Below are 23,827 nucleotides of genomic sequence, written 5' to 3'. Positions count from 1 at the left end.
CTTAGTTGTGGAGCCATTACGAAGTTATTACGATGCGTGCATACGTGTTGTAGAATACTCAATCGCTGTCGTTTTCTAGAGAAAGATGATTGCTTGTGAAGAAGGAAGACGCAATTGAGCTCGAGGGTACGGTAAAGGAACCGCTGCCCAATGCCATGTTTAAGGTCGAGCTCGAGAACGGTCATTCGGTTCTGTGCAACATTTCTGGCAAGATCCGAATGAATTACATCCGCATTCTCCCCGGTGACAGGGTTGTCGTGGAGCTTTCCCCGTACGACCTGACCCGCGGCCGCATCACCTATCGCTACAAATAGCGGCACGCATACACGCACTCCATTTCCGACTGCAGGCTTAGCTCAACCTACGGTCGGATTGTGTGTGAAGACCAGCCATAGTTTTAAACGCCTGCGGCTGGGCGAGTAGATAGTAGGGAAGTAGTTTGAGCGCTACCGAAAGGAAGAACGATGAAGGTACGTCCTTCGGTCAAGAAGATGTGCGATAAGTGCAAAATCATTAGGCGCCATGGCAAGGTCCTCGTCATTTGCGAGAACCCCCGTCATAAGCAGCGTCAGGGTTAAGAGAGGAGACTACGTTGGCCCGTATTAATGGTGTCGACCTCCCGCGTGAGAAGCGCGTTGAGATCGGTCTGACCTACATTTACGGCATCGGCCGCACCACTGCGACGAAGATTTGCGTCGAGTGCAACGTTAACGTGGACACGCGCGTTAAGGACCTCACCGAGGATGAGGTTAACGCCATCCGCGATTATATCGATAAGAATCAGATTATGGTTGAGGGCGACCTCCGCCGTGAGCGCAACCAGAACGTCAAGCGCCTTATGGACATCGGCTGCAACCGCGGCCTTCGTCACCGCAAGGGCCTCCCGGTCCGCGGCCAGCGCACCCACACTAACGCTCGTACCCGCAAGGGTCCGAAGCGTCAGATCGGTGCTAAGAAGAAGAAATAAGGAGCGCTAGATAGATGGCTACTGCTAAGAAGAACGTTCGCGCTGCCCGTCTGAAGCGCGCGGACCGTAAGAACATTTCCGTGGGCCAGGCTCACATTCGTTCTACGTTCAACAACACGATCGTTTCGATCACCGATCCCCAGGGCAACGTCATTTCCTGGAAGTCGGCTGGCCAGGTGGGCTTCAAGGGCTCCCGTAAGTCCACGCCGTTCGCTGCCCAGATGGCTGCCGAGGCTGCTGCCAAGCAGGCCATGGAGCACGGTATGAAGAAGGTTTCCGTCTTCGTCAAGGGCCCCGGCTCCGGTCGTGAGACCGCCATCCGCTCCCTCCAGGCTGCTGGCCTCGAGGTCTCGAGCATCCAGGACAAGACCCCCATTCCGCACAACGGCTGCCGCCCCAAGAAGCGTCGCCGCGTGTAACTGAAAGGATCGTATCAATATGGCAATCGACAGGACTCCTGTTCTTAAGCGCTGCCGTCAGCTCGGGATCGATCCCGCTGAGCTCGGTTACAGCAGCAAGAAGGAATCTATCCGTCAGCCCAAGCGCCGTCGCAAGGAATCTGAGTACGGCATGCAGCTGCGCGAGAAGCAGAAGGTCAAGTTCATCTATGGCGTTCTGGAGAAGCAGTTCCACGGCTACTTCAATAAGGCCCGTAAGATGAACGGCGTCACCGGTGAGAACCTCATGATCATCCTTGAGTCTCGCCTCGACAACGTCGTTTTCCGTCTTGGCTTCGCCCGCACCCGCAAAGAGGCTCGTCAGTCCGTCCGTCACGGTCACTTCACCGTGAACGGCAAGCGCGTGGACATCCCGTCCTACCGCGTCAAGGCCGGCGACGTCGTCGCTGTCGGCGAGAAGTTCCGTGACCTCCTCCCCATCAAGGAGGCCCTGATTTCCTCCGAGCGCTTTGAGGTCCCTGGCTGGCTCGAGGTCGATATCGAGAAGCTGTCTGGTAACGTGCTCGCTCTGCCGACGCGTGAGCAGATCAGCGGTGATATCAACGAGCAGCTCATCGTCGAGCTCTACTCTAAGTAGTCCATCCGGGCTGCTGAGGCTGGAGGTAATACATGTCAGAATTCATTAGGCCTCAGGTTCAGGTCGAAGAGATCAACGAGACGTCAGCTCGTGTCTCCGTCGAGCCGCTCGAGCGTGGCTACGGCGATACGCTGGGTAACTCCCTTCGTCGCGTTCTTCTGTCCTCGCTCGAGGGTGCCGCCGTCGAGGCTATTCAGATCGATGGTGCGCAGCACGAGTTCATGACCATCCCTAACATGGTCGAGGATGTCACCGACATCGTCCTGAATGTCAAGGGTCTTGTCTTCAGGGCTCTCGGCACGACCGACGAGGCGACCGCCACCATTTCGGTTGACGGCCCCTGCGAGGTCACCGGTGCGGACTTCTTTGTTCCGTCCGAGTTTGAGCTGGTCAACCCCGAGCAGCACATTGCTACGCTCACCGAGGGTGGCCATCTCACCATGAGCATGCGCATCGGCTATGGCCGCGGCTATGTTTCTGGCGAGGCCAACAAGCGCGACAACGATCCCATCGGTGTGATCCACGTCGACTCGCTGTACTCGCCGGTTTCCCGTTGCGCCAAGCTCGTTGAGGCTTGCCGTGTCGGTCAGCACACCGACTACGACCGCCTTGTCCTCGAGATCGAGACCAACGGCTCCATCGCCCCGCGCGACGCCGTGGTCCAGGCTGCCAATATCATCAACCAGCATATGGCCGCCTTTATGAACCTTGCCGAGACCCCCGAGGTCGAGGAGGAGGCTTCGATCTTCGCTCCCGAGGTCACTAACGACAACGCCGAGCTGGACAAGCAGATCGAGGATCTGGACCTTTCCGTCCGTTCCTACAACTGCCTTAAGCGCGCCAGCATTCACTCGGTCCGTCAGCTCGTTGAGTTCTCGGAGAACGATCTGCTCAACATCCGTAACTTCGGTGTTAAGTCGATCGAGGAAGTGAAGGACAAGCTTGAGTCCATGGGCCTGAGCCTGAAGGCTTAATGCTTCGCATATTTGAGGAGAAACTAGACCATGCGTCACAACGTTAAGAAGGGCCTGAAGCTCGGCACCGATGCGAGCCACACCAAGGCCATGAAGAAGAGCCTTGCTAAGGCCCTCTTCGAGAACGACCGCATCAAGACCACCGAGACCCGCGCTAAGGCGCTGCGTTCGGTCGTCGACCCGATCATCACCTGGGCCAAGAAGGGCGACCTGCACTCTCGTCGTCTGGCTATCGCCAAGCTCGGCGATAAGCAGCTCGTTGCCGAGATCTTCGACAAGGCTGCCCAGGGCATGTGGCAGGACCGCAACGGCGGTTACACCCGCATCATGAAGCTCGGCAACCGCAAGGGCGACAACGCTCCCATCGTTATCATGGAGCTCGTCACCGAGCCTTGCACGCCTAAGGCCAAGAAGGCTGCTCCGGCCCCCAAGAAGGCCGCTGCTCCCAAGAAGGTCGAGGCTGTCGAGGAGACTGCTGCCGAGGAGACCGCTGAGTAGACATTCCGTCTGCATAGGCTATATTCGAGGGGTACGTTCGCGTACCCCTCTTTTTTTGTCGCGATACCGTTGCTTGTTTGTTGGGAGCGCCCATGACTGCGCCGTCTGATTTCAATTCGATTTCCGAGCTTGACGCCACGCTCGTATTTCGCGTGGCCTATGATGGCTCGTCGTATAGCGGATTTGCCGAGCAGCCGGGACAGACGACGGTTGCGGGTGAGCTACGTCGAGCCATCGAGACGCTGCTTCGCCGTCCGATCGATCTGACGTGCGCGGGTCGTACCGATGCCGGCGTGCATGCGGTGGCCCAATACATCAGCGTGCCCGTAACGGACGCTGAGCTCGCTTGTACGCGCCGTAGGTGGCTGCGGGCTATGGATGCCCTGCTGCCCAAAGATATCGCCATCAACGAGGTCTACAAGGCTCGTAAGGGCTTTTCTGCGCGCTTTGACGCGCGCTCTCGCACTTACACCTATCGCATTGCCGATCGTGATGCGCGGCCCGTGCTGTCACGCGGTGCTGTGTGGTGGCATCGCTATCCCCTCGACGTCGATGCGATGGCGGCCGCCTGCCCTGCGCTTTTGGGCGAGCAGGACTTTAAAAGCTTTTGCAAGGTTGCCTCTGCCGTGGGCAAACCTACGCACCGCTGCGTAATGCGCGCCGAGTTTGGCCATGAGGTTGCGTTTGGCGAGGACATCCTGACGTTCACCATCGAGGGCAATGCGTTTCTGCATTCGATGGTCCGCACGATCGTGGGCACGCTTGTCGAGATTGGCATGCATCGCCGTGAACCCGAGTGGATGCGCGAGGTCATCGATGCTTGCGACCGTACCGCTGCGGGCCCCACGGCTCCTGCCTGCGGCCTTACGTTTATGGGCGTGGATTACGATCCCGCCGAGCTTGTCGTGCTCGACTAGGGGAGGGTTCGACGCGTCGTGCGTCGACACCTGTCGTCTGTGGTCTGCGCGTGTGCAACATCTGTTCTTGGCGTGCAATACAACCGGTGTCTCATTGCTTTTATTGCCGGGGTGTACCATGAACCACGGTTTGATTTATTGCTGTCGAGAGGACGGATAATTTGGTTCGACGTGGCTCGCATCCGCGACTTTCGGTGATCCTTGTGGTAGGAGGTTCGCCCAGCTATGCGATGCGTGCGCTCGAGAGTATCCAGAACCAAGACCTCTACGATTTGCAGATTGTCGTTGTCTGCCGCGATACTGCGCCCGGTGTGCGCCATTCGCTTCAAGTTGCTGCCGACAGGGACATCCATATTGATTTGATTGACGTCGAGGACGCGAAGCGCGGCGCTTGTCTTCGTGCCGGTCTTGCTGCCTCGCGTGGCTCTCAAATCATCGCTATGAACGCCGATGAGTGGTTTGCTCCGCAGTCCCTTTCCAAGATGGTCGATATCGCGTGCGATACTGCGGCAGACATAGTGTTCCCTACGGTGTCGCTCGACCGCTATGATGCGCATCGAGAGCGCCATTCGCGCGTCTTGGATGCTGCCTCTATTGTCATTGAAGACAAGTCTTCGATGGTGACCGGGCTGCCCCAGCTGATTTTAGGCGGCCGAGTCGTTCAGACCTCTGGCGTGATGTATAGCCGTCTGCTGTTTGAGGCATGCCTGTCACACGGCAAGGCGTACCGTACGGTTGAGTTTATGGCATATGCGCTCTCGCAGGCGCAGCGCGTCTCCGGCTGCGGCGACGCTTGTTTCCACGCGGTGGCGCCTAAGCTTACAGATGCCTTTGATCCCACCATGTATGCTAGGGTAGCCGATGACACCCGAGCGCTCGACGAGCTTGCGGACTCACTCTCGGAAGCAGATAGCGGTGGTCGGCTCAAGCTGGCAAGCCAAAAGTTCTACTTTGCCGGACTGGTCGCCTGCATTGAGAATTTGTGTCTGAGCCCGCATGGGGTGTCGTCAATCGAGCGTTCCGCCCGCATGCGTGATATGCTCGAGGCGCCTCGAACCCGTCAGATGGTCGCCGCGCTCAAGGATAACCATCGGGGGCTCGGTCTGTTGTTTGGGCCGATCGCCAGCGCCAAGCCCGCGCGCTGCGTGATGTGTACGCATCTGGCAGCTTTTCTTAACCGGACGGGCGCAAAAACCGCCTAAACGGCTCATTACGAAACAAACTTGCATAGAATTGTTTCGAAATGCGTTCTTATACACAAAAGCCTTCAAATAGCGTTAAACTATTCAATCACTGATTGATTGTCTCCGCCATCTTTTGGAGTGAGGGTTTGTATGGCTAAAAAACGCAATGGGCGCCAGGATGCCATTAGAGATATTGTGCGCAATAAGGACGTCCGCACACAGCGCGTGCTGGTCGATGAGCTCCGTGCTATGGGCTTTGATTGCACGCAGGCGACTGTCTCTCGCGATATTGCCGACATGGGGCTGCGTAAGCTCCCTGAGGGCATCTATGTTCTGGCAGAGGACCTGCACCTGCAGCGTATGGTTTCCGAGCTCGTAACGGGCGTTCTGCGTACCGATAATCTGGTTATGATCAAGGCTCAGCCTGGCACGGCTTCCGGTATCGCCGCCGCCGTTGATGCGGCAGAGTTGCCCGATGTGCTTGGCTCGCTTGCCGGCAACGATACGATTTTGGTTATTGCCCAGACGGCCGAGGACGGCGAGCGCCTCGAGGCGCTGATCAATAAGCTGAGCAATTCTCGCAAGTAGGCGTGCGGGTCGTGCGCTTGGCACTGTGCGCGCTGACATCGTGGCTTGTAAGGGGTATCGACGTTGGTCGGTACCCCTTTTTGTGTGCCGGTATAAAGACCGCCCACCAGGTCGCTTCAAACTAAAAGGTTCCGAGCAGTTCAATAAGCTGCTCGGGGCCTTGTTGGCTTTAGTCGCGTACTTCTTAGCCGACCGTATCGTCAGGCGTGGGCGAGGGGTCGGGAGTGGGCGTAGGCGTAGGCGTGCCGCCATCGCCGCCGGTCGAACCACCAGTGGAACCGCCCGTCGAGCCACCCGTCGAGCCACCCGTCGAGCCACCGGTCGTGCCGGTGCTGCCGGTGGTGTCGCCGCCCGTGGTCTCGGTTGTCGTCGTCGTGGTGGTAGTCGTTGTGGTGGCGGTTTCCTCTTCGTCCTCGTTCTCGTCCTTGTCGTCGTTCTCCGTCTTCTTGGTGTTGTTGGTGCCGTAGAACTTCCAGACGCTGTTGTTCTTGTAGGTGGGAGCCGTTCCGGTCGCAAACTCCTCGCGCTCGGTACCGGTCAGAACGGTGTTCATAAACCGCTTAAAGACAGGCAGGTTGGTGCTGTCGCCCAGCAGGTCTGTGCCGTATTTTTGGATGGGGATCTCGCCCGCGGAATAGCCGGTCCACAGGGCGCACGCCAGCTGCGGGGTATAGCCGCAGAACCACAGGTTGGTGGTGTTGTCGGTGGTGCCCGTCTTGCCGGCATAGGGCTGGTTGACGCTCAGGGCGCCGGCAGCACCCGTACCGCCGCCCTGCATGACGCCGGACAGAACATCGGTGACCGCGGCGGCCTCGCCCTCGGTAAGCACCTGTGAGGGATTGTCGGTGTGCTGGTACAGCACCGAGCCGGTGCGAGAGTCAATCTCGGTGATGGCGATCGGCTGGCGATAGTAGCCACCGTTGGCAAACGTCGCGTAGGCGGCGGCCATCTCGAGCGGCGAGATCGAGCCGGTGCCGAGCGTCATGACGGGAACGTCCTCGATGTTGTCCTTGGCGGGATCGATGCCGAGCTTTTTGACGAGCGAGATGATCTTGCTGTTGCCGACGGCTTCCGCCACCTGGATGTAGCCGGTGTTGGAGGAGTATGCCGTCGCCTGCTTGAGCGAGATGTTGCCATAGCTATGGTTGGCGTAGTTTTGGACCTCGGTCGTGGTGCCCTTGGCCTTGAGCGGCGAGTTGCAGTTGAGGGTGACGTTGGGGTTCATGCCGTTTTGGATGGCAGTTGCCAGCGTAAAGGCCTTAAAGGTGGAGCCGACGGGACGCTTGGCCGTGGCATGGTTTACGTGGTTCTCGTCGGCGTTGTAGTCGTAGCCACCCACCATGCACTTGATGTAGCCGGTCTTGGGGTCGACGACGACCATGCCCATGTCCAGGCCGTCGAGCGAGAGCGTGTCGAGCTGCTCGCGGACGGCATTCTCTGCCACCTGCTGCATCGTGGGGTCGATGGTGGACTTGACGGTCAGACCGCCCTTAAAGAGCACGTCGGTCGAGAACTCCTGCTCCAGCAGCTGCTTAACATAGGCGACAAAGTAGGGCTGCGAGTATACGTCGACGCCGCTGCCCGAAATCTCGGTCACGTTGAGGGTGATGGGCTCGGCCTGTGCGGCATCGTGTTCCTCCTGCGTGATGTGGCCCAGGCGCAACATGTTGTCGAGGACCTTGTTGCGACGGGACAGCGCCAGGTCGGGGTTGACCGTGGGGTCGTACTGCGAGGGCGAGTTGGGAAGGCCGATGAGCAGCGCGGCCTCGCTCAGGGTGAGGTCGGCGGCGCTCTTGGACAGATAGGTCTCGGCTGCGGCCTCGATGCCGTAGGCGCCGTGGCCGTAATAGATGGTGTTGAGGTACATCATGAGGATCTCGTCTTTGGAGTACATGTCCTCCATCTTGATGGCGATGTAGGCCTCGCGCACCTTACGCTCGATGGTCGAGTCGAACTGCTCCTCCTGCAGGATGGTGTTGCGCACCAGCTGCTGGGTGATAGTCGAGGCGCCTTCGTGCCCGCCGCCGAGGGTTGCCACCGCAGCACGCGCGATACCCCACAGGTCGATACCGCCGTGCTCGTAGAAGCGCTCGTCCTCGACGTCAACGGTGCCTTGCAGCACGTAGGGGGAGACCTCGTCCTTGGTGATGGACTTGCGGTTTTGCGTGTAGAAGCTCGCGATTTTGTTGCCGTTGCAGTCGACGATCTCGGTGGGCTCGCTCACCAGATACGCGTTGGCGTCGGTGTAGTCGGGCAGATCGGACAGCCAGCGGTTGACGTTGCCGACCATGCCGATGCCAAATGCCACGCCCGCGATAAGCAAAAAGCCCAAAAACGAGAGCAGGATTATGGGCAGAACATGCGTCTTTGAACGGCTGCGTCCCTGTCGTTGGCGAGGACCCATATATTGACCTCCAGGTATGTCGTGCCGGACGGTGGATGTGCCGTCGGGGCAGGATGGACATAAGTTATTACACGATAAACCAAACGGGGAGCGCGAGGCCTCGTGTATGCTGGAAGACGGCATTTTTCAGAGTGAATGCATACCTTGGTAAGGAGTTTGTCGATGGCGATTCGGACGATGGGGCCGAGCGGACAATACGAGACTGGATTGGATGCTGTCGGTGCGGCGCTGCCCGAGCTGCTGGCGCCGGCGGGTGGGCTCGACCAGATGCTTGCGGCCATCGCCGCGGGCGCCGATGCCATCTATGCGGGGTTGGGCGGCTTTAACGCCCGTGTGAGTGCGCACGGTTTTACCGACGACGAGTTTGCGCGCGGCTGCGCCGTGGCGCATGCCCATGACGTGCGTGTGTACGTGACGCTCAACGTGTTCGTGTTTGACGATGAGTTGTCCGACGCGGTGGCGTTGGGAGCTCATGCACTGGAGCTGGGCGCCGATGCTCTGATTGTCGCCGATGCCGGGTTGGTCTGCGCGCTGCGCGCGGCGATTCCCGGGGTCGAGATTCACCTGTCCACGCAGGCGGGCGTTCATAGCGAAGGTGCCGTGAGGCTGGCGGCCGATGAGCTGGGGGTCGAGCGCGTGACGACGGCACGCGAGCTGACGGTCGACGAGATTGCGGCGCTATGTGCCACGGGCGTGCCCATCGAGGTATTCTGCCACGGTGCGATTTGCATCGGCTATTCGGGGGCGTGCGAGTTCTCGGCCCTGCGGCGTGGGCGCTCGGCGATGCGCGGCGACTGTACGCAGCCGTGCCGTCTGGCGTACGACCTGGTGGACGAGGCGGGACAGAGCGTTGTCGCCGTCGAGGGAGATCGCCTGCTGTGTCCGCGCGACTATCTGGGTATTGCGCATCTGCCCGAGCTTGTAGATGCCGGCGTGGCGTCGCTCAAGATCGAGGGGCGCATGAAGAACCCCGATTACGTATTCAACGTGGTGCGGGTGTGGCGCCGGGCGCTCGATGTGCTGTGCGACGGCGCGTGGGACCCCGGTGCTGTGGAAGAGCTTGAGCGCGAGCTGGGAAGGTCGTTCAACCGCGGGTTTACCGACGCGTATCTGCGGGGGCGTTCGGGCGCCGAGCTTATGAGCTTTGAGCGTGCGATCAACCAAGGTGTGCGCGTGGGACGCCTGGTGGCCGTTGGCCACGAGGAAGTGACCGTCGAGCTCGATGCCGCCGTGGCGGCGGGTGACACGCTCGAGATTCGGTTCTATCCGGGTGCCGACGCGCGTCCCGATGTGCCTAAGCGCTGGCCGCAGGTGCCCTGCCCGGTGGATGCCGCAGCGGGGAAGCGCGTCGTCGTGCATTGCAAGCGTAAGGTGGACGCGGGCTGCGAGGTATACCTGATTCGCAGCGCCGGCGTGTTGGATCAGACGGCGGCGGTGTTGGAGCGCATGCGGGCCGAGGCGGATGCGATTGCGCCCGTTGCACGTGCCGTTGAGGCACTGCCCTTTGAGGACGTTGCGGTGGATGGCGGTGCGTCGACGGAGTTGGTGGAGTGCGCGGTTCCCACTCGCATGGTTTTTGCTTGGCAGCTGATGGATGCCGACCCGCGCGGAGAACTCGATTTGTCCGACGCCGTTGTGGTGCTTGACGAGGTGTGCCGCACGGGTGACGCTGACCGGACCTGCTCACTGATGCAGCGTGCCGGGCGCGTCGTCTGCCGCAACCTAGGACAGGTGGTGATCGCTCGCGAGCTGGGCGTGACGTTTGACGTGGCGGCGCCGGTGTTCTGCGCGAATCGGGCCACGCTTGCCTGGCTGCGCGAACTCGGTGCGGGGCGAGTGCACTTGCCGGCCGAGTTGCTCGGCAATGATGCGGAGCGTGTTGCCGAGCTTGCCGCTTGTCCCGGTGTCTTGGGGCCTGTCGATGCCGACCGTCCCGAGCTCATGGTGTGCGAGCACTGTTTGCTGACTGCCGAGGGCGCCTGCGCCACGGATGCAACGGGGCAGGTTTGTTGCCGTGACTGCTCGCGCCGTCAGCAGGCACGCTTTTTGGTCGAACGTGACGGCACGCGTTTGCCGGTCGTTATCGACGCGTGCGGCAGGACGAGGATTTTCCTGTCGTAGGTGTTCGGCCGCGCCGTTTTGGTTATCATAAGAGAGTTTATGGACTTCCAGCACCGCCGTATCCGGTGAGGGTGCTATAGCAAAAGGAGGATACCCAATGCTGTCTGTTGACGAGCAAATGCGTATCATCACCTCGGGCGCCGCGCAGATCGTTCCCGAGGCCGACCTTCGCAAGAAGCTTGAGAAGGGCGAGCCCCTCAACATCAAGCTCGGCGTCGACCCCACCAGCCCCGACCTGCACCTGGGCCATGCCGTGCCGCTGCGCAAGATGCGCCAGTTCCAGGACCTGGGCCACAACGTCACCCTTATCATCGGCAACGGCACCGCGCTGATCGGCGATCCCTCGGGCAAGAACTCCACGCGTCCGCAGCTTTCGCAGGAGCAGATCGAGGCCAACGCCGAGACCTACGTGAGCCAGGCCATGAAGATCCTGGACCCCGAGAAGACCACCATCGTGCACAACGGCGATTGGATCCTTTCGATGGATCTGGCCGGCCTGCTGCAGGTGTGCTCCAAGTTCACCGTTGCCCGCATCCTTGAGCGCGACGACTTTACCAAGCGCTACCAGTCTCAGACGCCGATCGCCCTGCATGAGTTCCTGTATCCCGTGATGCAGGCCTTCGACTCTGTGCAGATCAAGGCCGACGTGGAGATGGGCGGCACCGATCAGCTCTTCAACCTGCTCGCCGGCCGCGAGCTCATGGAGAAGATGGGCATGGAGCCCCAGATCGCGCTCACCATGCCGCTGCTCGAGGGCACCGATGGCGTGCGCAAGATGTCCAAGTCCTATGGCAACTACATCGGCCTGACCGATGCCCCCAAGGATATGTTCGGCAAGACCATGTCCATCCCCGACGAGATGATCGGCAAGTACTACCGCCTGGCGAGCTCGCTCACCCCGGCCGAGGTCGACAAGATCGACGCTGCTCTGGCCGACGGCTCCGCCGATCCCTATGAGCTCAAGCGCGCTCTGGGCCGCGACCTGTGCGACACCTACCACGGCGCCGGTGCCGGCGACGAGGCTCAGGCCGAGTTCGACCGCGTGTTCAAGGAGGGCCAGCTCGCCGACTTCCCCGAGAAGCATGTTGAGCTGACTGTTAACGACGAGGGCCAGATCTACCTCGCCGGCCTGCTCAAGGACCTGGGCCTTTCGGCCAGCGCCGGCCAGGCCCGTCGCGACATCGACGGCGGCGGCGTCAAGATCAACGGCAAGGCCGTGGCTCCCAAGAGCTACAACATCGACCCCAGCGTCCTCAAGCTGGGCGACACCCTCTCCGTGGGCAAGCGCAAGGGCTTCAAGCTGGTTTAGTTCCGCCGTTCTACCGAACGGCGGACCGGCCGACGCTGCGCGGGCCGCATTTGGACAATCTGACGTTCAACTTCAAGGGCGCGACCAGAAGGTCAGCGCCCTTTCGTTTCACGTCACCTTGTCTCAAATGCGGCCCGCTCGCTGGCGCTGCCAAAACATCGGCGTCGCTTTGGTCGCAAGTAGTCATTACTCATTGGGGACAGACTTAAACGAGTGCCTGCAGAATGAGAGTGGATAATCTCCCGTTTTTGCCTGTCTGCGGGCTCAAAGTGGGAGATTGTCCACTCTCGTCATTTGCAGGGGGTGTATTCCTGGCCCTCCTTTTGGGCATACAATGGCTATTGGCTTGCTGCGGTGAAGGTCTGTCCGCTCCGCAGCTGTTTTCTACGGTTAAAGGAGTATGTATGTCCGTTGAGGTCATGAGGTCTGTGATCGACGCTGCCGAGGGTCGCGTGCCCGTTGACACGTTGTTTGCCAATGCGCAGATTGTCGATGTGTATGGCCAGCGTGTGGCGCCCGGTAGCGTTGCCGTCAAGGACGGCGTGATTGTCGGCGTGCTGTACGACGGTCGCGATGGCGCTGCTGGTACCTACGAGGCGGCTGAAGTCATCGACTGCCAGGGCCGCTATCTTGCCCCCGGCTTTATCGACGGGCACTTGCATATCGAATCTTCGAACATCCGCCCTGCTGAGTATGCGCGCATGGCGGCGACGCGCGGTACCACCACCGCCATTGCCGACAGCCACGAGATCGCCAACGTGGCGGGGCTCGACGGCCTGCGCTTTATGATCGAGGACGGCCGTCGCGCGCCCATTTCCATCAAGTACATGATGCCCTCGTGCGTGCCCGCGCTGCCCGATGAGCAGGCCGGTGCCGTCATTACCGCCGCCGATATGCAGGCGTTTTTTGCCGAGTATCCGGGCGATGTCTTCGGTCTGGGTGAGATGATGAACCTGCCGGGTGTCTTTATGGCCGATCCCGAGACCTGCGCTCGTATCGATGCTGCCAACCAGACGTCGTCCAAGCAGGTCGACGGCCACGCGCCGCTCGTTGCCGGAAAGGACCTCAACGCCTATGCCGCGGCGGGCATTATCGCCGACCACGAGTCGACGATTCCCGAGGAGGCACTCGACAAGCTATCCCGCGGCATGTATGTGATGCTGCGCGAGGGTACGTGCAGCCATGACCTGGCCAACTTGTCGCCGATGCTGCTGGAAAACCCCGCCCGTGCCCGCCGCTGCTGCTTTGCGACCGACGACCGTGCTCCCTCCGACGCGCTTTCGACCGGTATGATCGACAACGCCTGCCGTGTAGCTATCGAGGCCGGCATTGACCCCGTGGTTGCCATCTCTATGGCGTCCCTCTCCACGGCCGAGGCGTTTGGCCTGGATCACGGCTGCCGCGACCCGCACGAGCTACGCGGTGCGATTGCCCCGGGCAAGCGTGCCGACCTGCTGGTGCTCAATGATCTGACGTTTGCCACGGCTCCGCATCGCGTATATGCCGCCGGTGCCCTGGTGGCGCAGGACGGCACCTTTGTGGGCGAGAATGCACCCGAGATGGCCGAGGTTGCGGCCCTTGCCGATGAGCTTCGCGCCTCCGTTAAGCTGCCGAATCTTTCGCTCGACGTATTCGACTATGCCTTTAAGCCGGGCGAGGCCGTGATTGACGTGGTGCCGGGCAAGGCCATCACGGGCATGGTTCGTCCCGAGACTGACGAGGACTTGCGTCGCATTATGCTGATTGAGCGCCATGGCCGCGGCGCGTCGCTGCAGGCCGAGGGCGCCGACGGCGACGGCCCCGCTGGCCTGGGCCTGATCGGCAAGCATATCGGTCGCGGCTGGGTGCGCGGTTTCACCATCACGGGCGGTGCCATCGCCTCGACGATCGGCCACGACTCGCACAACGTGTGCGTGGTGGGCGACAATGCGGCGGATATGATGGCTGCCGTTGAGGCCGTGGGCCAGGGCGGCCACGTGCTGGTGCGCAACGGCGAGGTCGTGGCGCGCATTCCGCTGGCGCTCGGTGGCCTTATGAGCGAGGGTACGGCCGAGGACGTTGCCGCGCAGCACGACGACTTTATGGTCAAGGCGCGCGCCATGGGTATTGAGCCGCCGCTCGACCCCATCATGGGCATCATTTTCCTGCCCCTGCCGGTGATCCCGACGCTCCGCATCCGCCCCGAGGGCATGTTCGACGTTACAACCTTCACCTACGCCGACTAGTCATCGGGGACGTTCTTAAACGACTAGTCGTTGGGGACACTCTTTGGCGGGCTGCCTGACGCCGCGACCGTAGGACCTCTGGCATGTGTGAGCTATTTGCCAGGTCCTTGTAACGTTTACGCCCGCGGAGTCTTATTTGAGCTCCCTTTGGGTACGTTGGAATCGGATACGCGTTCGATTCCAACAAGCCCGAAGGGAGCTTTTCTATGTTTAAACTGATTGCATCCGATATGGACGGCACACTGCTTGACGAAAACGGCCAGGTGCCTCCCGAGACCTACGAACTGATTCTGGCGCTACACGAGCATGGTGTGCATTTCGCTGCATCGTCAGGTCGTCGCTACGATCGCCTGTGCGAGTTCTTTGCGCCCGTTCGCGACAAGATGGACTTTGTCGCCGCTAACGGCGCCCAGGTCTACGCCGACGGTAAGATGGTAGACCGTGAGGTGTATTCCCACCTGGCGATTCGAAGGCTCGCCCAAGCCGTCAGGACGTTTCCCAATCTGCATCTTGCGCTCTTTGACCGAACCAAGTCCTTCCTGCTCGATGACGAGTGCAAGTTCGTGCGCGAGGTCGATAAGGACCTTCCCAATGCCGAGCGCATTTGGGAGCTGCCCGATCCCAGCGTAAATATCATCAAAGCGAGTATCTTTTGCGACGACAGTGCGGTTATGGACAGTGCGTACGTGCTACAGCGCGAACTTGGTCAGCTCTTTACTTTTGCGCCTTCGGGCAACGCGTGGATCGATGCCATGCAGCCTGGTGTGTCGAAGGCTTCGGGCATCGCACAGCTCGCGGAGCATTACGGCATTGGGCGCGATGAGGTTATGGCGTTTGGCGACTCTATGAACGACTACGAGATCATTCGCTTTGTCGGCACGGGTTGCGCGATGGAAAACGCGCGCCCCGCGCTCAAGGCGGTGGCCGATCGCGTGGTGGGTCGTAACCGCGACCACGCCGTCCAGCAAGAACTCCGCCGTGTTCTGGAGAGCCTCGCCTAATCCGGCAGTTGGGGACGTTCCTTTTCTGCCGGCAGTGGGGGACAGTCCTTGCAGCTTTTTCGCGAAGAGCGTCCCCAACGACTAGTCGTTTAAGAGCGTCCCCAATGACTAGGCGAGGGCAGCCATGATGGTGCGGGCGACGCCGTCGTGGTCGTTGTCGTATTCGGTGATGGCGTCGGCGGCCTCGCGGTCTTCGGGTTCGCCGTTGATCATGGCCATGCCGTGGCCCGCTGCCTGCAGCATGGGGATGTCGTTGATGTTGTCGCCGAACGCCCAGGCGTCGGCGAGACGCTCGCCCAGGTGCTCACATAGCCACGTGAGGGCTGTTCCCTTGGTGGCGCCCTCGCCCATGACCTCGATATTCATGGCGTACGAACGCGTGACCTCAATGCCTCCGAGCGTGTCGAGCTCAGCCGCGATGGCGTCGCGATCGGCCGGGTCGTGCCAGTACATGGCGATGCGTTCGAGCACCTCGACTTCGTCGATTTTGCTGTCGATATCCATGTCGATCGGCGTTCGCGTGCGCTTGAGCGAAGCCGCGATGTGAGGATCGCCGCCACAGAATTCGTCCAGGCGCGTGTAGAGCGAGCGGGGGAGGAAACACTGCCCATCGGCGAAAATGTCGAAGGTCACATCGTGGCAAGCGGCGATGCGATGGATGCGATGGGCGATACCGCGGTCGAGCGGACGGCTCAAAATGCGCGTAGCACGTGAGGCATCGGTGGGCGTACCGTCGTCGAGCTGCCAGACGCTGGCACCGTTGGCGCAGACCGCGTAGTGTACGGCGGGGTGAGCGAGGATGGGCTCAAAGATGCCCGACAGCGGGCGCCCCGTGCAGGGCACAAACTCAATGCCGCGACGTGCGAGCTCGTCGAGCATCGCCCAGGTGGCGTCGCTCATCTGCTTGTCACTCGTCAACAGCGTTCCATCCATATCGGAAAAAACAATCATTCGATGCAGCCCTTTCTACTGGCATAAAAAGCGTGGCCGAGGGCGGTGATGCCCTGGCCACGCTCGAGTTCTATAACGGTCCGCGTCCTAGCGGTCGGCGAGCGGCTTGTATTCCAGCGGCTCGATCACCGGACGGTATGCGGGACGGATGATGCGGTGCGCGCAGAAGAGCTCTTCCATGCGGTGCGCCGACCAGCCGGCCATGCGGGCGACGGCGAACAGCGGCGTAAAGAGCGTCTCGGGCACGCCGAGCATCTTGTAGATAAAGCCCGTGTACAGGTCGATGTTGGCGCAGATGGGCTTGGTCATGCCGTGGTCGCGCATCACCTGCGGTGCCAGGCGCTCGATGCGCTCGATGAGCGCGAACTCATCGCCCAGGTCCTTCTTGGCGGCAAGCGTGCGCGCGTAATGGCGGCACACCTCGGCGCGCGGGTCGCTCAGCGTGTAGACGGCGTGGCCCATACCGTAGATGAGACCCGTGCCGTCGAAGGCCTGCTTGTCGAGAATCTTGCCCAGGTAGGCTGCGACCTCGTCCTCGTCCTCCCAATTGGAGACATGCGCACGGATGTCCTCGTGCATGGATACGACCTTGGCGTTGGCGCCACCGTGGCGCGGACCCTTGAGCGAGCCGATGGCCGCGGCGTAGGCGGAATACGGGTCGGTGGCCGAGGAGGACAGCACGCGGCAGGCAAACGTGGAGTTGTTGCCGCCGCCGTGCTCGGCATGCAGCATGAGCATCACGTCGAGCAGCATGGCTTCGTCGCGTGTGAATGCCATGCCGCCGCGCAGCACCTGCAGGATGGTCTCGGCGGTGGAGAGGCCGGGTGTGGGGTGCGGTACATGAACCTCGGAGCCGCGGCGCTTGGCGACCGAGGCCATATGCGCGAAGGCGGCGATGCGGGGGAGACGGGCGAGCATGGAGATGGCGACGTCGATTTCGTGCTCGGGTGTAATGACGTCGGGCTCGGCGTCGAAGGCGTAGAGCAGCAGCACGGCGCGCTGAAGCACATTCATGATGCTCGACGACACCGTGGTCATGGGGAACTCTTTGACGTATTCGTCGCTCAGGTGCCTAAAAGCGCCCAGACGTCCGCAAAAACCGTCGAGCTCTTCTTTGTTGGGCAGCGAGCCCGTGATGAGCAGGTAGGCGACCTCTTCGTAGCCATAGCGATTCTCGGCCTGGGCGTTGTTGACAAGGTCCTCGATGCTGTAGCCACGTAGCGTGAGCTTGCCCTGGTCGGGCACGACTTTGCCGTCGACCTTGTTGTAGCCGTGCACATCCGAGATGCGAGTGAGGCCCGCGACCACGCCCGAGCCGTCGGCGTTGCGCAGGCCGCGCTTGACGTTATGCTCTACGAACAGGCCCTCGTCGTACGGGGCGGTCGGCAGGCCGTGGTAGAGGTTTTCGCTTTCGGGCGAAATCTGACGGCTCGCCTCGTAATCCAGAACCAGGCGGCTCAGGTGATCGTCGAAGCGGTAGTAGATTTTCTTGGCGTCGTAGGCCATGCGCGCTCCTCTCCGGTCCGCTTTGGGGCCGCGCGCTTGGACGATATGACGTCAAGCTGCCCCGAGCGGCTTGTTCGCTACAGGCGGTACATAAAGTTAAAGACGTCCTCGCGCTGGATGGACACGTTGACGCCCGAAAGTTCGCCGGCCTCGGCCAACGCCTTCTGCAGCTCGGCGAAGTCGAGCTTGGACTCGGCGGTGTCGGCCAGCATGGTCATGGTGAAGATGTCCTCGATAATGGACTGCGTAATGTCGCGGATGTCGACGTTGGCCTCGCCCAGAACGCGGGTGACGCCGGCGACGATGCCGGGGCGGTTCTTGCCAAGGACGGTGATGACGATACGGGAGGACGAGATCTCGGCCATGGGAAACCCTTTCGCGTGGTTGCGGCGCGCGAGGGCGCTCCGCTACGGTACAGTGTTCATCATTGTACCTGTCTGGCGCAAAAAAGGCGCGCTCGCTGCGGCGTTACATGCCTGCAACATGAGCGTAAGGGGGAAGGCCGTACGGGGAAGAGCCGTCTGGCGCGTGTCCGGCTCGTGTTGGGTTGATTTCCGATCTCAGCCGAACACATTGAGCGGACAGGCCGTTCCCGCAGTCAGCCGAACGCCTCCGACGGCTGATTCCGAACTGGAAGCGGAGGGCATCCCCGCCCTTCGGTAGGGGATACCGCTCCGCGGCGCATGCCGCGGGCGGCGCCCCTATCGGACCACCGTGACCTCAGTTGGGATGGGCCCAGCACTGCCGCGTACTCGGTGAGCTAGAGCCAACTGTTCGTCTTCACGTCGCGTATGGCGATATTTCGGTCGTCCGGCTCGGTGATGCCGTAGCCGAACGCCTGGAGCGTCTCGATGGACTCCTGGATCCTCTGTTGGAACATGGGACCCGGATCGACCCTCGGCCCGAGGTGCCCGCGCCAAAGGCACGGCGTGGCGCGCAGCATGTTATGGATTTTGGAGATGGGCTCGATATCGGCGTAGACGTTGAGCGTCGCCATGGCGTCCTTGTGGCCGAGGATCGATTGGAGCGCCTTGATATCGCCGCCTTGGCGGATCCACTGCGTTGCGAACGTGTGGCGAAGGCCGTGGAACGTGATCAGCTCGTCGTTGGTGCCCATGAGGCCGTTGGTCTCCGAGAACGTCTTGAACGCCCTGCGGATATAGCTTGTCGTCGCGAAGGTCGCGCCCGGCTCCGACAGGATGTAGCAGTCCCCGATCTCGACCGCCCCGGTAAGGCCGCGCAAGCGCAGCTTTCCGCAGTCGATCTCGTGGGTCTCCTTCAGGAAGGGGAGTAGGCCGACCGGGTCGATGGGGATACCCCTGGCGTCATGGGTCTTGGTGTCCTTGATGAACGAACCCATTCCCTTCGCGTACGCCACCGAGTGTCTGATCGAGATCAGGCCCGTCTCGAAATCCACATCGCACCACCGAAGGCCGCAGACCTCGCCGATTCGCATCCCCGTGTGCAGGGCGAGTACGACCGCCCTCTAATCCTCGGCGGACCAATCGAGTCCGAACTCCTTTCGGGCATCCTCTTCGCTCATGACTTCGAGAAGGTCTCCGGGTTGGCAACGAAGGGCGAGGCATAGCTGCTCGAGTGTGTTGAAGCGAATGCCGCGAATATGCCCTTTTTTAATACGGGACAGGTTCACGGGCGTGGTTCCAATCCTTTCGGCAAGTTCGTTCGAGGAAATCTTTCGCTCGGCCATGATCTTGTCGAGGCGAACAATTACGGGCATGGCGTTTCCTTACGCAATCTCGTCGGAGTCGAGGTACAGCTCTCGGGCGTACAAGAAGAGCTGGGAAAGCATGAACAGGACGATGCCGAGAACCAGAGAGGTCCAATCGAATGATGAAGCTATCTCTTGGGCGCCGACGGCCCCCTCGCCGCCAAACATCGAAACGGAGGTTTTGAGTGAGCCGGCGTAGAGGCTGGTGGCAGCTTGAACAACGAAGAGAATGCCGAGCACCTTCAAGCATGTCGCAGACCCTTTCTTGAAGGGGTCTGCGCTCTTGATCGTCCACACGAGAACGGCGCTGAGGATGGTCGTAGCGATACCGATGACGGCAGGGACCAATGTCGAGATCGCAAGGGCTGGATACGCGGGGGAGTCTGCAATTACAGGGTTGTCGAGCACTTCGATTGCTGGCTTTAAGGAGAACGCCACTTGTGCGATGGCGGTGGCGCAAAGGGCCGCAGAGGCTATCGCACATGCGATGCGGAAGGAATGAAGCCGGGGAGTGCGATTGTCGGAACTCATAATAACCTCCGAAGAATTTAAAAAACTCAGGTTACTTTTTAACAGTTTATGTTAAATTGACTTTGCCGGCAAGTAATCACAGTATGCTGCAACCGAAACCCCTCTAGATTGGAGAGGATTATGTTCAGTACTGTTAAGTCGTGTAAGCTCTTGGTTTTCCTCGGCCTCGCTCTTTGTCTGTTGCTGCCGGGAGCCCCCGCTTTTGCGGATACCCCGATGCCTCCTTCCCAGATTTGTCTATAGCACCTACTAGATGCGAGGAAGGGCCGAGCATTTTGTTCGGCCCCTCTGTTCCGACTGGATGAGGTTAAGGTTGGCGATGAATATGCTCAAAATCTCGAAGGCGATCTTTAGGTCGCTTCTCTCCTCCAGGTCGCTCTGTGTTGTCGTTGTTGCGTTGATGGTTCTTTGTGCTCTGCCCGTCTTCAGGAGCGCGGCTGGCATCGACGGACGGGTCGAATACCTCGAGTCGGGAATAACCCGTGTTGAGCAGGAATTGTCAGCATCCTATGCGGATGCGCTTGTGAATGCGGGGGAGGACGGTGTCTATACCTCTTCATCAAGCATGCCCGCGCTTCTGTACCCTCTTGCCGCGGGACGTCTTATCTTGGCACCGCTCTCTCCCCTACTTCCGTTTCTGCAGATATCGGATGGAGAGTACACCTATTATGACGGATCGAAGGAGTACTTGCTATGGGTCGCAACGGCCGTTGCCGTCTCGTTCCTTGCCGCGCGTCTTAACAAACGTGAAAAGCTCATCATCCAGGCACCGATGGGCGAGCTGGGTAGACTTGTTGCATCGAGCGTATGGGCGAGTGTTTTTGCAATGCTTGCCGTCCTCGCCATCAATCTTCCAGGGATAATCGCCGCGCTTGTGAAGAATGGCCCGGGCTCGCCGTTCTATCCGATAGGCTACATTCAATATGCGACTCCGGTTATCAAACCGGCTTGGCTGGTGTTCGCGCAGACGGCCATCTTGCAATTCTTGGTGGCAGCGTTCATCTCGCTTGTCGTTCACCTTGCCGTGAAGATTGCCAATAACCCTACGCTTGGAATCGTGTTCGTATGTGCCCTGATGGGGGTGACGATGGTTCCCGGGTATTACGGAAGATCCATCGCTTTACGTGAGTTCGCCCTGTTGAATCCCCTTACGTATGCGAACACTGAGTTGACCGTCGGCGCCTATAGCCCGTACCCGACAACGCAGATAGTGAATCTGCCTGGACTTTGCTTCGAGCGTGGCGCGATTGCCCCCGTATGCGCAATCGGGATCGAGGTGCTGGCAATTAGCCTGCTTTGCGTTGCTGGAAAGAGCGGCTGCGCGTGCCCGATATCCCCGATTTGTCTTGAGAGAGGTTCCTTCACTGCATCGAGAACGGCAACTCGTTCGAGCGCTTGTGCCTCCGCCGTTGCATACGTAAGAACGATGGGGAAACTGCTCCTGCGTTCTCCTACCCTCGCCGTATGCGCGATTGCAATGTCGACGACGATGCTGGCCCCGGCTCTGGTCGAGATGTTTCCTGACGCTGATAACGTTTCCGCTGTTCGGTATAGGGATAGGGAGCTCCGTTCAATAGATCGGTATCTAGAGCAGAACGCTGCGAATATGGACGTCGAGGGCAAAGCGGCCCTGGAAGACATGCGGGATGCTCTTTCGGGTTTCGTGTACGCGCCTATGCCTGCGGAGGGGTTTCGAAGCCTTGCGACGTACGAGCGCGCTCGAGGTGAGCTGGGCGCGGCAGATGCGACTCTCCTGCAATCGATCGGAATCGAGCCGGAGACTCCTTCTCGTGCGGAGGCGCGCGCCCTTCTGCTTGAGTCGATCGCGAGCTTGCCGGACCCCAAGGTTTACGAGTTAAGTACGAAGATGCCCCCATTAATCCTCCTTTCGTATCTCCAGGCAGCGCTTCCCTCCTTATTTTTGCTGTTGCCCGTGGTTGTCACATCGCTCGCGTGCACCCACCTGCAGTGTCGTTCTCTTCTGGTTCTCCAGATCCCCGCAACAGCGCATGTGCGTTTTCTGACGGCTGTTGCGCTGGCTCTCCTGCTTGGCTTGGTGCTGCTTTTGGTGTCGATGGTTCCCGCTGTCGTTGTGTCCGTGATTAAGAACGGTGCGGGTGGATCGGAGTATCCCGTCGCTCTCATTCGGGCGGGAGCTTCGACAACGTCCATGGTGGGGGAGGCGGTGTTGTGCAGTATTCCGTTGCTGGTCATGGCATACGGCGTGATTTCCGTCGTCGCTGCGTTGACAGCAGCGATTAGCCGCAACCCCGTTGTTACCGGAATGGTTTGCGCGGTTCTCTTGGTGTTGGGTTCGTTGAGCGCTCATGTTGAAAGCGTGGGCATGGGCGTCGCGCTGCTGGCTCCATTCGCCTCGTTTGATCCCGCTTCCCAGGTGGGGACGATTGGGTTCCTTGGGCGAGGGACGAACGCGATGCCTTTTGGAGAGGTCGTCGGCGCATCGGGCGCTCTGCTGGTGGTCTTGGGCGCCGTATCTCCGTTGATGGTGCGCCTGAGTGTTCCAAAGATCGAAAGGGGATGATCTCGATGATTGACCTTCAAACGCTGACGATCTCTTATGGAAAGAAGGTGCTCGTAGATTCGGTGAACGCTGAGTTTGCCCCGGGTACGGTCTACGGTCTCGTCGCTCCGAACGGGCATGGAAAGACGACGTTGCTGCGTGCGATGGCAGGTTTGCCGGGTCCTCGCGTGGACGGGAGCATCGTTCTGGATGAGGTGCAGGGTACGGGTGCGAGAGAGGTCCGTTCTATGATCTTCTATGCACCTGGTGAGGGGACGCTGCTGTATCCCGGATTGCGTGCGGAAGATCACCTCAAGATGGTTTGCGATATGTGGCCGCATGCTCGCGATATCGAAGAGATAGTGGAACAAACGCAGATAGGCGAGTTCGCGAAGATGAGGATCCGCACTCTGAGCCAGGGCATGAAGCAGCAGCTTACCCTGGCGATTGCGTATGCGACGGGCGCGCGGTACCTTCTATTAGATGAGCCCATGAACGCGCTCGACCCCAGCAGGGTGGACTTGCATTCCGAGATTCTCAGGAAGCTGGCCGATTCTGGTACGTGCATCATCATGTCATCCCACATCTTGGATTCGGTCGATAGGCTGTGCGATGAGATTCTGTTTTTGAAGGATGGGAGGCTCATTAGAAGCATTCCGCAAGATGATGCTGCGCCGAAGTCTCCTGGATCCCATTTCGCAAAGCCTGCCGGACGCGCCGAGGGTGCGCTAAGCACGTATCGGCGACTCTACGAAAAGGGCGGGTAGAAATGCAAGTTAAAAATCTATGTGGTCAATATAATACCGTTGAACCCGCATATCGATACCGCTCAGCCATTCGCCTCGCCCCCGTCGCACGCATCTTCATTCGGTCTGTCATTATTAATCTAACGACGCTTTGAGAAATGTAGGTGCTTCTAAATGTACTGTCGACTTCTTCTCAAACTAATCCTAAGAGACAGGGCCGTATGGATTTGTACGCTCGTTCTCGCTGCAGCCTTTTCCGTACCCATTGCGTTCAATTCACCCATCTACGGGCCCTTCTTTATGAAACAGGGCATGCAGGGCTTTGTCGACGCATTCAATCCGCGCGCGCCCCAGGCCAGCGGCACAGACCTATCTCCAGAGCAGCAAGCTGACGCGGAGCTTGCAAGATACGCGAACGCCGCCCTCGCCGCTCAAACCGACGCCGCCTTTCTCGATTCTGCCGAGAGCTACTACGCGCTCATGGACGAAGGCTTCCAATCCGGGTCCATCGTGGGAGACCGAGAGACCAATGACGCGGAGCTCGCATATTGCCGCGCCCTGAGCAGTTCCGGCATCACGGATATCCCGGCCTCCGCAAGCGACCTGCCATTCCTTTCCTT

At 60.2% G+C, this 23,827-nt stretch carries 24 protein-coding genes; 17 read left to right on the top strand and 7 right to left on the bottom strand.

All coding sequences use genetic code 11. From position 1 onward, the window contains the following. The first annotated feature begins 95 nt into the window (after window positions 1-95). The 10 genes from infA to DWY05_RS07780 all read left to right on the top strand — a co-directional run bounded on the left by infA (window position 96) and on the right by DWY05_RS07780 (window position 6,163). Window positions 96-314, top strand: coding sequence for a translation initiation factor IF-1 (infA, locus tag DWY05_RS07825; RefSeq protein WP_035137443.1), 219 nt, complete (start codon window positions 96-98; stop codon window positions 312-314). Between the two features lie 150 nt (window positions 315-464). After that, window positions 465-578, top strand: coding sequence for a 50S ribosomal protein L36 (rpmJ, locus tag DWY05_RS07820; protein WP_006363204.1), 114 nt, complete (start codon window positions 465-467; stop codon window positions 576-578). Window positions 579-592: 14 nt separating this feature from the next. Then, window positions 593-967, top strand: a complete 375-nt coding sequence (gene rpsM, locus DWY05_RS07815) for a 30S ribosomal protein S13 (protein WP_022094275.1) — start codon at window positions 593-595, stop codon at window positions 965-967. Between the two features lie 14 nt (window positions 968-981). After that, window positions 982-1,386 (top strand): 30S ribosomal protein S11, encoded by a 405-nt coding sequence (gene rpsK / locus DWY05_RS07810; protein WP_006235274.1) that lies wholly within the window; start codon window positions 982-984, stop codon window positions 1,384-1,386. A gap of 19 nt (window positions 1,387-1,405) precedes the next feature. Continuing rightward, complete coding sequence (gene rpsD, locus DWY05_RS07805) at window positions 1,406-2,002, top strand: 30S ribosomal protein S4 (RefSeq protein ID WP_006235275.1); 597 nt, start codon at window positions 1,406-1,408, stop codon at window positions 2,000-2,002. 32 nt (window positions 2,003-2,034) lie between these two features. After that, window positions 2,035-2,976, top strand: coding sequence for a DNA-directed RNA polymerase subunit alpha (locus tag DWY05_RS07800; protein WP_117821237.1), 942 nt, complete (start codon window positions 2,035-2,037; stop codon window positions 2,974-2,976). Window positions 2,977-3,006: 30 nt separating this feature from the next. After that, window positions 3,007-3,474, top strand: a complete 468-nt coding sequence (gene rplQ, locus DWY05_RS07795; RefSeq protein ID WP_055252240.1) for a 50S ribosomal protein L17 — start codon at window positions 3,007-3,009, stop codon at window positions 3,472-3,474. A 92-nt stretch (window positions 3,475-3,566) separates the two neighbouring features. After that, window positions 3,567-4,391 carry a tRNA pseudouridine(38-40) synthase TruA gene (truA, locus tag DWY05_RS07790; protein ID WP_117821238.1) on the top strand — a complete coding sequence of 275 codons (825 nt, stop codon included), beginning with the start codon at window positions 3,567-3,569 and terminating at the stop codon, window positions 4,389-4,391. 203 nt (window positions 4,392-4,594) lie between these two features. Next, window positions 4,595-5,593 (top strand): glycosyltransferase, encoded by a 999-nt coding sequence (locus DWY05_RS07785; RefSeq protein WP_147335211.1) that lies wholly within the window; start codon window positions 4,595-4,597, stop codon window positions 5,591-5,593. 132 nt (window positions 5,594-5,725) lie between these two features. Further along, on the top strand, window positions 5,726-6,163 hold the full coding sequence (locus tag DWY05_RS07780; RefSeq protein WP_006235280.1) for an arginine repressor: 438 nt from the start codon (window positions 5,726-5,728) through the stop codon (window positions 6,161-6,163). Window positions 6,164-6,347: 184 nt separating this feature from the next. Here the strand turns inward: DWY05_RS07780 and DWY05_RS07775 are convergent, their stop codons facing one another. After that, the gene (locus DWY05_RS07775) at window positions 6,348-8,567 is read right to left on the bottom strand and encodes a transglycosylase domain-containing protein (RefSeq protein WP_117821240.1); all 2,220 of its coding nucleotides are present in this window, start codon (window positions 8,565-8,567) and stop codon (window positions 6,348-6,350) included. Window positions 8,568-8,729: 162 nt separating this feature from the next. On the opposite strand from DWY05_RS07775, the gene DWY05_RS07770 reads away from it, so the two are divergent. The 4 genes from DWY05_RS07770 to DWY05_RS07755 all read left to right on the top strand — a co-directional run bounded on the left by DWY05_RS07770 (window position 8,730) and on the right by DWY05_RS07755 (window position 15,223). After that, window positions 8,730-10,688: a U32 family peptidase gene (locus tag DWY05_RS07770; RefSeq protein WP_158558719.1), complete on the top strand. Its 1,959-nt coding sequence runs from the start codon at window positions 8,730-8,732 to the stop codon at window positions 10,686-10,688. Window positions 10,689-10,785: 97 nt separating this feature from the next. Then, window positions 10,786-11,997 (top strand): tyrosine--tRNA ligase, encoded by a 1,212-nt coding sequence (gene tyrS, locus DWY05_RS07765; RefSeq protein ID WP_199409603.1) that lies wholly within the window; start codon window positions 10,786-10,788, stop codon window positions 11,995-11,997. A 404-nt stretch (window positions 11,998-12,401) separates the two neighbouring features. Further along, window positions 12,402-14,222 (top strand): adenine deaminase, encoded by a 1,821-nt coding sequence (locus tag DWY05_RS07760; RefSeq protein WP_117821242.1) that lies wholly within the window; start codon window positions 12,402-12,404, stop codon window positions 14,220-14,222. A gap of 206 nt (window positions 14,223-14,428) precedes the next feature. Then, entirely contained in the window at window positions 14,429-15,223 is a 795-nt protein-coding gene (locus DWY05_RS07755; RefSeq protein WP_117821243.1) for a Cof-type HAD-IIB family hydrolase, read from the top strand. 108 nt (window positions 15,224-15,331) lie between these two features. On the opposite strand, the gene DWY05_RS07750 is transcribed toward DWY05_RS07755, so the two are convergent. The 6 genes from DWY05_RS07750 to DWY05_RS07725 form a co-directional block, all read right to left on the bottom strand. Then, window positions 15,332-16,174 carry a Cof-type HAD-IIB family hydrolase gene (locus tag DWY05_RS07750; RefSeq protein WP_117821244.1) on the bottom strand — a complete coding sequence of 281 codons (843 nt, stop codon included), beginning with the start codon at window positions 16,172-16,174 and terminating at the stop codon, window positions 15,332-15,334. Between the two features lie 87 nt (window positions 16,175-16,261). Beyond that, window positions 16,262-17,680 carry a citrate synthase gene (locus DWY05_RS07745; protein ID WP_117821245.1) on the bottom strand — a complete coding sequence of 473 codons (1,419 nt, stop codon included), beginning with the start codon at window positions 17,678-17,680 and terminating at the stop codon, window positions 16,262-16,264. Window positions 17,681-17,757: 77 nt separating this feature from the next. Then, on the bottom strand, window positions 17,758-18,045 hold the full coding sequence (locus DWY05_RS07740; protein WP_006235289.1) for an ACT domain-containing protein: 288 nt from the start codon (window positions 18,043-18,045) through the stop codon (window positions 17,758-17,760). Window positions 18,046-18,440: 395 nt separating this feature from the next. Continuing rightward, window positions 18,441-19,148: a site-specific integrase gene (locus DWY05_RS07735; protein WP_255360342.1), complete on the bottom strand. Its 708-nt coding sequence runs from the start codon at window positions 19,146-19,148 to the stop codon at window positions 18,441-18,443. A gap of 18 nt (window positions 19,149-19,166) precedes the next feature. Then, on the bottom strand, window positions 19,167-19,418 hold the full coding sequence (locus DWY05_RS07730) for a helix-turn-helix transcriptional regulator (protein WP_006235292.1): 252 nt from the start codon (window positions 19,416-19,418) through the stop codon (window positions 19,167-19,169). A gap of 9 nt (window positions 19,419-19,427) precedes the next feature. Continuing rightward, a complete protein-coding gene (locus DWY05_RS07725; protein WP_117821246.1) occupies window positions 19,428-19,940 on the bottom strand; it encodes a hypothetical protein in 513 nt (170 codons plus the stop codon). A 319-nt stretch (window positions 19,941-20,259) separates the two neighbouring features. Here DWY05_RS07725 and DWY05_RS07720 point away from each other — a divergent pair, with 319 nt between their 5' ends. The 3 genes from DWY05_RS07720 to DWY05_RS07710 form a co-directional block, all read left to right on the top strand. Beyond that, window positions 20,260-22,482, top strand: a complete 2,223-nt coding sequence (locus DWY05_RS07720) for a hypothetical protein (protein ID WP_117821247.1) — start codon at window positions 20,260-20,262, stop codon at window positions 22,480-22,482. Window positions 22,483-22,487: 5 nt separating this feature from the next. Beyond that, entirely contained in the window at window positions 22,488-23,228 is a 741-nt protein-coding gene (locus tag DWY05_RS07715) for an ATP-binding cassette domain-containing protein (protein ID WP_117769450.1), read from the top strand. Between the two features lie 279 nt (window positions 23,229-23,507). Next, on the top strand, window positions 23,508-23,827 hold a 320-nt coding region (locus DWY05_RS07710; protein ID WP_147343287.1), incomplete at its 3' end, for a hypothetical protein.

Source organism: Collinsella sp. AF23-4AC (assembly GCF_003462685.1).
GTDB lineage: Bacteria > Actinomycetota > Coriobacteriia > Coriobacteriales > Coriobacteriaceae > Collinsella.
Note: the sequence above shows the minus strand (reverse complement) of the source record. Positions and strands in the feature narration are given on the sequence as shown.